The sequence below is a fragment of the Asanoa sp. NPDC050611 genome (genome assembly GCF_040654855.1).
Lineage (GTDB): Bacteria > Actinomycetota > Actinomycetes > Mycobacteriales > Micromonosporaceae > Asanoa.
The window spans coordinates 1-8130 of record NZ_JBFAIU010000338.1; the positions used below are offsets into that span (position 1 = coordinate 1).

Here is an 8130-nt window from a genome sequence, read left to right on the forward strand (position 1 = left end):
GACACTGCCGGCTGGTGGGACCGCCAGCTCGAGGCCGCGCCGAGCGCGGCCACCGCGATGACGAGGGTCCACGGCGTCGGCATCCGGCGCCCGGCGAGGGCGTCGAAGGCCAGGCTGGCCCGCCGGCGGGCCTCGTCCGCCGCGCCACCGACGACGTTCGCCGCGCCGCCGACCGCGGTCGCCGCGCCACCGACGACGCCGGTCACGGCGCCGCCCGCGTCGCCCGCCAGGCCGGCCGTGTGCCGCCCGGCGGACCGCGCCGAGTCGACGAACGACCGTAGGTGGTCCCACGCGTCGTCGGCGATCCGCTCGGTCCTGCTCCGGCGGTCCATGAGGTTGGTCCCGAACATCCTTGCTCTCCTCCTCGGTCGCCGAACCTGCCACTTCGGACGCACAGGCGTCCGGCATCTGGTCAGTGCCCGCCCGCTGGGCGGCGCAAACCACACATCGTCACCGTGATGCGACCCGGATCACCCGGCTGCCGACTGTGGACGGTCCCGGTCGCCTCACCCAGTGTGACGGTCGACACGTGCGGTACGCTGGCCCCGGCCGGAATTCGACACGTGTGTTCTGTTCACGCGAGGCGAAGGTCACATATTCACGTTTTGACCGGCTATGCCGGTTTCGGAATACGAGAAAGGGGAAAGTACGCGGCCGCAAGGCTGGCGACCATGTGATGGATGCGAATACTCTCGGTCGCGGTCCGCGTACTGTCGAAAGGTCCCCTGGATGCGGACCGAGGTTCGAGCTCGGAGGTAGTTGCGTGAGTCTGTCGATCGTGACAACTCGACGTGCCAACGGAGTCCTCGAGATCGCCCCCCGCGGTGAGATCGATGTCGACTCCGCCCACGAGGTCAAAGAGGCCATCGCCGCGGCGCTGACCGACGATCGTCCCACCCGGATCGAGCTCAACCTGCGCCTGGTGAGCTTCATCGACTCCGTCGGCATCAGCGCGATGGTGGCGGGCTTCCAGACCGCAGAGGTGAGCGGCATCAAGCTGGTGGTCACCGAGCCCAGCCGGTTCGTACACCGGCAGCTCTGGGTCACCGGTCTGCTCGGGTTGTTCGGGGCCCCGGAGCCCTACCTGGGCGACCTCAACACACCCGCCGGCGCCTGAGGCTTATCGATGTCTAAAGCCTGTCCGTGACCTCTTGTCCCGGGCCCGGTTGATCCGGAAGAGTCCCGGGGCGTGGCGTGGTTGCGGATGGGCACGACCATCCTCCGGCGGTACGTCCTGCTGGGTCCCATCGCGCGCGGCGGCGTGTCGACGGTCTACCACGGCTTCGACAGCCAGACCGCGCGCCCGCTGGCCGTGAAGGTCATCACGCCGGCGCACGCCGACCTCGCCGGGCGCGAGGCGGAGATCACCGAGCGGCTGCGGCACCCTAGCGTCCCGCGCGTCTACGACCACGGCGCCGCGCCGCTGCCGGACGGCTCGGTCGCTCCCTACGTGGTGCTCGAGCTGCTCGACGGCGTCGCGCTGGCCGGCCGGCTGGTCGGTGGCCCGCTGCCCTGGCCGGAGGCGGTCCGGATCGCCGCCACCGTCGCCGACGTGCTGGCGGTGGCCCACCGCCGCGGCGTGGTGCACCGCGACGTCTCGGCCCGCAACGTCATGCTCACCCGGGCCGGCGCCAAGATCATCGACTTCGGCCTCGCCGGTCCGGCCGGTGCACCCGGGTTGCCCGCCGACGACGTGTTCGCCCTCGGCCTCCTGCTGCACGAGATGCTGACGGGCCGGGCGGCCGCACACCGCCCGCGCACCGCCCCGGCGCCGGTGCTCGCGGTGCCCGGCCTGCCCCGCACCGTCGCCGACCTCTGCCGGGCCACCCTGACCCGCACGCCGGGCGACCGCCCGCGCAGCGTGGACGTGGCGCTGAGCCTCTGGTCGTCGATCATGCCGGTGAGCGCTCCGGCGCCGTACGCCTTCCCCGCACCCGCCCTGCACCACCTGAACTGACGACGAGGAGCTTCGTGGCCAAGAGCGGCACCTTCACCTACGAACTGCGCGCCGGCTGCGCGCCCGAAGAGGCCGTCAGGCTGCTGTCCGACTTCAGCCGGCACACCGAGCTCCACCCGTACATCGTCAAGGTCACCGAGGTGCGGCCGGTGGACGGCGCGTTGCGCAGCTTCGTGATCAACGACCGGCTGGCGTTCGGCCCGTTCCGGTTCACCACCACCTACACGGCCGACGTGCTGGCGGTCAACACGCCCGGGCCCGCCGACGGCCCACGGGCCCGCGCGGCCGAGGTGGTCACCCTCGCACGCCAGCGCCCCGGCACGACGCTGCGTAACCGTGCGCGGATCTATCCGGTCTCCGACGGCGGCCTGCACATCGAGGTGACGATCACGCTGACCGCGCCGGCCCTGCTCTTCGGGTACGCGTTCAGGACGGCCCGGCAGGCACACCACGCGCTGGCCGAGCGGCTCCGCGAGGTGCTCGACTCCACGGCGTCCGACCCCACGGTTTGAAGGTCGACAGCACGGTCGCCACCAGCATCATCGTCGTCGACACCGACGGCGCCACCACCATGTTGACCCGGTCGCCGGCGGGCAGCGCGCCGCGCAGATCGGCCGCCAGCGCCAGCCCCGGCAGCAGCGACAGGACGACCAGCACCACCATCAGGGTGACCAGGAACAGCTTCACGACGACCCACCACCACCGGACCAGCCCCCACGGGGTGAGCAGACCGTTGAGCACGGCGACCAGGAGCACCACGAAGCTCAGGGGAGCGAACACCGCCCGGGCGACGAGGTACATCGCCGGATAGACCACGTCGGGGTCGCCACCGGACAGACCCGAGATGCCCAGCGCGAGCATCACGAAGTCGCTGCCGAGCCAGCCGACCGCGGTCGCCACGTGCACCGTCAGCAAGGTCCTGCGCCAGTTCGGTGAGAGCGTCATGCCGACAGGTTCCCGGTTCGGCGCCGCGCGGTCGTCCACAACCGAACGCATCCGGGGGTACGCCCAGCGGCGTACCCCCGGATGGTTTTCGGGACCTCAGTAGACGCTCAGGTGCACGTGGTTGGTGTGGTCGCTGGACGGGTCTCCGCCCGCCCCGCTGTACGCCTTCCAACCACTGCTGGGTAACCAGATCTGCCGGTACCAGATCACGTAGAGCACGGCCAGGTTGTCCGAGTTGCGGATGAAGTAGTTGGCCAGGTTCGTGCCGTACGTCTTCTCGGCACCGGTCGCGTCGCCCTCGAAGCCGCCCTTCGCGGCCGCGAAGTCGCACGCCCGGCCCTTCGGATGCTCACCGGACCCGCCGCTGCGGTAGCACGACACGTAGTGCGTGAAACCGGCCGCCTTGGCCTGCTGCAGCGCGTGCAGCGTGCGCGGGGTGATGCAGCCGCTGGCCGGGGTCGGGTCGTTGACGCTGCACGACTCGGTCGGCCAGCTCCCGTCGCTGTTGCGCTTCGCCGGTGTGGCGGTGGCCCCGCCGGACCCGCCCGTGTTGCTGCCGGACCCGCCGCTCTGGGACGCCTTCGCCGCGGCCGCCTTCTGCTGCCTGGCCGCCACGTCCAGCGCCCGCTCCGCCTGGTCCTTGCGGGCCTTCATCAGCGCCACCTGGCGCTGCTGCTCGCGTACCTCCGTCTTGATCGCGTCGGTGGCCGACGCCTCCTTCGCCTGCGACTCCTCGAGACCGCGGATGGTCCGCTGCTCGTTGGCCGCGACCATGCCGAGCGCGTTGGCCCGTTCCAGGAAGCGCTCCGGCGAGTCACTGTTGATCAGCGCGGCCATCGGGCTCAGCCGGCCGGTGCGATAGGCCGAGCGGCCCAGCTCGGCGACCGCCTCGACGTGCGTCGCCAGGTCCTTCTCGATGGTCCGGAGGCTCGCCTCCTGCTCCCGCTGCTTGCCCTGCGAGCGCTTCAGCGCGCCCTGGGCGTCGAGGTAGCCGCGGCTCGCCTTGTCGAGCTGGTCCCGCAGCTCAGCCGTGCCGCCCTCGTCCTCGGGGTCCGCGCTGGCCGGTGCCGTCGGGCCCACGAGCCCGATGACGAGACCGGCGAGCACGACCGCGACGACCCGGAACCATCGTCGTCGGATGTGCGGATGACTGGGGGGATCGATCATCTGGGGGCATGTCCTTCCGTCAGCCGCCGACCGGGTTAGCTGACGGGTTCGGGACGGAAAGTGATCCCTACCGCTCGCGCGGATGCACCCCAGGTGCGTGGTTCCCCGGCTCGCCGTGGCGATTAGGCGACGACCTCCGCGGACACCGGTGGGGTGCCGCGCCTGCGAAGATCGATCTGGAGACTACCCAGGGACCCCTACTCTGCGGGAGGGCCGTAAAGCCCTATTAGCGGCTCTTGCCCGGATTTACCCGGGCAAATATCCCGCGATGGTCACCAAAGTTAAGACCGTCCTAAGCACCCACCGTCACCAACGGGCGGTGTGACAGTCACCCGTCGCAGCCACCGGCTCGACCTGGAGGGTGGCGTGCTCGATGCCGAAGCCGTCCTGCAGCGTCTCCCGGGCGGCCGCGAGCACCGTGGCGACCTCCGCGTCGCGCTCGATGCCGAGGTGGGCCGAGGCCACCTCCATGCCCGAGGTCAGCGTCCAGACGTGCAGATCGTGCACGTCGCACACCCCCGGCACCGACCCGAGCTTGGTGCGCATCGCCGCGACGTCGAGATGCCCCGGCGCGGCCTGCACCAGGATCCGCACCGCCTCCCGACCGAGCTTCCAGGTGCGGGGGAGGATGAACAGGCCGACCGCCACCGCGATCAGCGGGTCGACCACGAACCAGCCCGTGCCGGCGATGATCCCGGCGCCGACCAGCACGCCGACGGAGCCGACCAGGTCGCCGAGCACCTCCAGGTAGGCGCCCCGGACGTTGATGCTCTCCTCGGCGCCGCGGCGGAGCAGGCCGAACGCGACGATGTTGGCGATCAGGCCCAGGCCGGCCACGATCAGCATCGGCGTCGTGCTGACCGCCGGTGCGTCGCCGAACCGGCGTACCGCCTCGACCAGCACGTAGATCGCGACGCCGAACAGCAGCACCGCGTTGGCCAGGGCGGCCAGCACTTCCAACCGGTAGAGCCCGAACGTCCGTTGCGGGTCGGCCGCCGCGCGCCGGGCGGCGGTGATGGCGGCCAGCGCCATGCCGATCCCGAGGACGTCGGTGAACATGTGCCCGGCGTCGGAGAGCAGGGCCAGCGAGCCCGTGGCGAACGCGGTGACCGCCTCGACGACCATGAAGACGGCGAGGAGCCCGAAAGCGGCCCAGAGGCGCCCGCGGTGCTTGGCGCCCGCGTCGCGTACGCCGTGGTCGTGTCCCGCGCCCACTCGGTCCTCCCTCGCCTTCGCTGCTCTCCAGTCTTATGCAAACATCGCTATGTATGCAAAGGTGACACCGGGAACCATTGCCATTGTCCGTCCGGCGGGGGCATCGGGGCGGCGACAGGCGGGGCGTTTCGGGGCGCGTGTGGCGGGTGTTCACACTGGTCGACGTGAAACGGCCTCTTGTTCGCCTCGCGGTAACCGGTTTCCGCGCGCACGCCGTCCGGCTCGTGCTCACCGGCTTCGCGGTGATGGTCGGGGTCGGTTTCCTCGCCGGCACGCTGGTCTACGGCGACACCGCCCGGGCCGCCTTCTACGACGACCTGGCCCGCTCGGCCCGCAACGTCGACGTGGCGGTCGAGCCCGCGGCGCAGCTCGCCGAGCGCGACACGGTGTCGACCATCGCGGCGGTCGACGGCGTCGCGGCGGTCGACGGGCGGATGGCGGCCTGGCTGAGCATGCTCGACCGGGACGGCAAGCTGATGATGGACCACGGCCACGTCGGCTACGGGCTGTCCGTGCCGGACGTGCCGTCGCTGGCCGCGTACGACCTGCTGTCCGGCCGGCTGCCGACCGGGCCGGGCGAGCTGGCGGTCGAGAAGAGCACGGTCGCGCGGGCCGGCTTCACGGTCGGCGGCCCGGTCACCGTGCTCGACGCGGTTGGCCGGCCCCGCACGCTGACCCTCGTCGGCGTGCTCGACCTCGGCGTCAACCGGCTCTACGGCGGCTCGACGGTGGCCGCGCTCACCGACGCCGCGCTGACCGAGCTGACCGGGACGGAGCGGTTCGCCGAGGTGGTGGTCGCCGCCCGGCCCGGGGTGTCCGAGACGGTGCTGCGCGACCGGGTGTCGGCGGCGCTCGGGGAGGCGTACCCGGTGCTGACCGGTGCCCAGCTCCGCGACCGCCTCGCCGTCGAGGCCGGCAAGTACGTGACCGGCTTCGTCGCCGTCCTGCTCGGCTTCGGCCTCGTGGCGGTGACCGTGTCGGCGTTCGTCATCTACAACACGTTCGCGATCCTCGCCGCCCAGCGCACGCGCGAGCTGGCCCTGCTCCGCGCGGTCGGCGCGTCCCGCCGCCAGGTCACCGGCACCGTGCTCCTGGAGGCGCTGCTGCTCGGCATCGTCGCCTCGATCGGCGGCCTGGTGATGAGCGTGCTCATCGGGTACGGCCTGATGTGGGGCCGCGAGCTGGTCGCCACCGACATCCCGCTGCACACGCCGGTGGTGCGCTGGCCCACGTTCCTCGTCGCGGTCGGCTTCGGCACGTTCGTGGCGGTGGTCTCCGCGCTGGTCCCGGCCGTCTCCGCGGGCCGGGTCCCACCGCTGGCCGCCCTGCGCGACGCCGCCCTGGCCGAGCCGCGCGCGGTCGCCGGCGGCCGCCGCACCGCCCGCGTCGTCGGCGCACTGCTGCTCGGCGTCACCGGCCTGCTGGCGATCGGCTTCGGCGTGCCGCTCGGCTTCCCGGGCCTACCCCTGGTGCTCGGCGGCGGAATGCTGCTCTTCGTCGCCGCGGTGGTGGCCGGCCCGCTGGTGGTGCCGCGGGCGGTGGCGGTCGTCGGCTGGCTGCCGGCCCGGCTGTTCGGCACGGTGCCGGCGCTCGCGGTCGCCAACGCCCGCCGCAACCCGCGCCGGGCCGCCGCGACCACGCTCGCCCTCGTGATCGGGGTGGCGCTGATGTCGCTGTTCGCGGTGCTGCTGGCCACCGCGCGGGACCAGAGCGGCCGAGAGCTGACGGAGAACTTCCCGGTGGAGTTCACGCTCAACCGGGCCCGCACGGACGGCACGTTCGAGTCGATGCGGGCGGGGATGCCGGACGGGCTCGCCTCGGCCCTGCGCGCGCACCCGGAGTTCGCGACGGTGGCCGAGGTGCGCTCGGAGCAGCCGCTGGCGGGGGAGCGGGTGCGGGTCGCGGCGGTGCCGCCGGACCAGCTGCGCGGTGCGATCCGGCCGGAGGTGACCGCGGGCTCGCTGACCGGGCTCGGGCCGGGGACGGTCGCGCTGAGCCGGTCGTACGCCGCCGATCAGGGTGTTTCCGTCGGTGGTTCGGTGCCGCTCGGCGCGCTGGGCCCGCTGCGGGTGGTGGCGCTCTACGACGACTCCCCGCTGGACGGCTCGGCGCTCGTGTCCTACCCCACCTTCACCGCGGCGTACGGCTCGCGCCCGGCGGTCGAGATCCTCGTCGACCTGTCGCCGGGTGTGTCCACGACGGACGGTCGGCGGATACTGGACGCGGAGCTGCGGGCGTACCCGGTGGTCCAGGTGACCAGCCGCGCCGCCGAGGCCGACGAGCTGGCGGCGTCCCTGGACGAGCTGCTGGGCATCTTCGCCGCGCTGCTCGGCATGTCGGTGCTGATCTCGCTGTTCGGCATCGGCAACACGCTGTCGCTGTCGGTGGTGGAACGCCGCCGCGAGTCGGCGACGATGCGCGCGCTGGGCCTGTCCCGCCGTCAGCTCCGCGGCATGCTGCTCCTGGAGTCGACCCTGATCGCGGTCGTGGGCGCGGTGGGCGGGGTGGCCCTGGGCGGCGGCATCGGGTGGGTGGCGGCGGCCGCCCTGATCGACACCTACGGCCACGGTGTGCCGGTGGTGCCGGTCGGGCAGCTCATCCTGATCGTGCTCGCGGCGGCGGGGGCGGCCCTGCTCGCGGCGGTCCTCCCGGCCCGCCGGGCGGCCCGTCTACCGGTCGTCGCGGCCCTGGCCGAGGACTAGCCCCACGGTCCGCGCCGGGCCGGCCCGTGGAGCCGGCATCGGCCGGACGCCGCGTGGCGGGATCCTTTGCCGGGGTCTCTTCCTGGCCGGCCTCGTGCTCCTGCTGGTTCCACAGTGGACCGTGTTCCTGCTGGTCGCGTTCAC

Annotated in this window: 8 protein-coding genes and 1 riboswitch; of the genes, 4 read left to right on the forward strand and 4 right to left on the reverse strand. The window is 72.5% G+C overall.

Going from position 1 to position 8130, the window contains the following annotated elements:
• Positions 1-350, reverse strand: a 350-nt coding sequence (locus AB0H87_RS34010) for a hypothetical protein (RefSeq protein ID WP_360155206.1), incomplete at its 3' end; no start/stop codon positions are given.
• 413 nt (positions 351-763) lie between these two features.
• Between AB0H87_RS34010 and AB0H87_RS34015 the strand changes: the two genes are divergently transcribed.
• The 3 genes from AB0H87_RS34015 (at position 764) to AB0H87_RS34025 (ending at position 2469) form a co-directional block, all read left to right on the forward strand.
• On the forward strand, positions 764-1117 hold the full coding sequence (locus tag AB0H87_RS34015) for an STAS domain-containing protein (protein ID WP_116075376.1): 354 nt from the start codon (positions 764-766) through the stop codon (positions 1115-1117).
• Positions 1118-1204: 87 nt separating this feature from the next.
• Entirely contained in the window at positions 1205-1957 is a 753-nt protein-coding gene (locus AB0H87_RS34020) for a serine/threonine-protein kinase (protein WP_360155211.1), read from the forward strand.
• Between the two features lie 14 nt (positions 1958-1971).
• Positions 1972-2469: an SRPBCC family protein gene (locus AB0H87_RS34025; RefSeq protein ID WP_360155214.1), complete on the forward strand. Its 498-nt coding sequence runs from the start codon at positions 1972-1974 to the stop codon at positions 2467-2469.
• Here AB0H87_RS34025 and AB0H87_RS34030 read toward each other — a convergent pair.
• From AB0H87_RS34030 to AB0H87_RS34040, 3 genes are all read right to left on the reverse strand, one after another.
• Entirely contained in the window at positions 2384-2902 is a 519-nt protein-coding gene (locus tag AB0H87_RS34030; protein WP_360155217.1) for a hypothetical protein, read from the reverse strand. The genes AB0H87_RS34025 and AB0H87_RS34030 overlap by 86 nt on opposite strands.
• Positions 2903-2998: 96 nt before the next feature.
• Entirely contained in the window at positions 2999-4069 is a 1071-nt protein-coding gene (locus tag AB0H87_RS34035) for a hypothetical protein (protein WP_360155220.1), read from the reverse strand.
• Positions 4070-4077: 8 nt separating this feature from the next.
• Positions 4078-4208, reverse strand: a riboswitch (cyclic di-AMP (ydaO/yuaA leader).
• Between the two features lie 167 nt (positions 4209-4375).
• Positions 4376-5284, reverse strand: coding sequence for a cation diffusion facilitator family transporter (locus AB0H87_RS34040; RefSeq protein ID WP_360155223.1), 909 nt, complete (start codon positions 5282-5284; stop codon positions 4376-4378).
• A 164-nt stretch (positions 5285-5448) separates the two neighbouring features.
• Between AB0H87_RS34040 and AB0H87_RS34045 the strand changes: the two genes are divergently transcribed.
• Positions 5449-7986 carry an FtsX-like permease family protein gene (locus tag AB0H87_RS34045; protein WP_360155226.1) on the forward strand — a complete coding sequence of 846 codons (2538 nt, stop codon included), beginning with the start codon at positions 5449-5451 and terminating at the stop codon, positions 7984-7986.
• Positions 7987-8130: the final 144 nt, after the last annotated feature.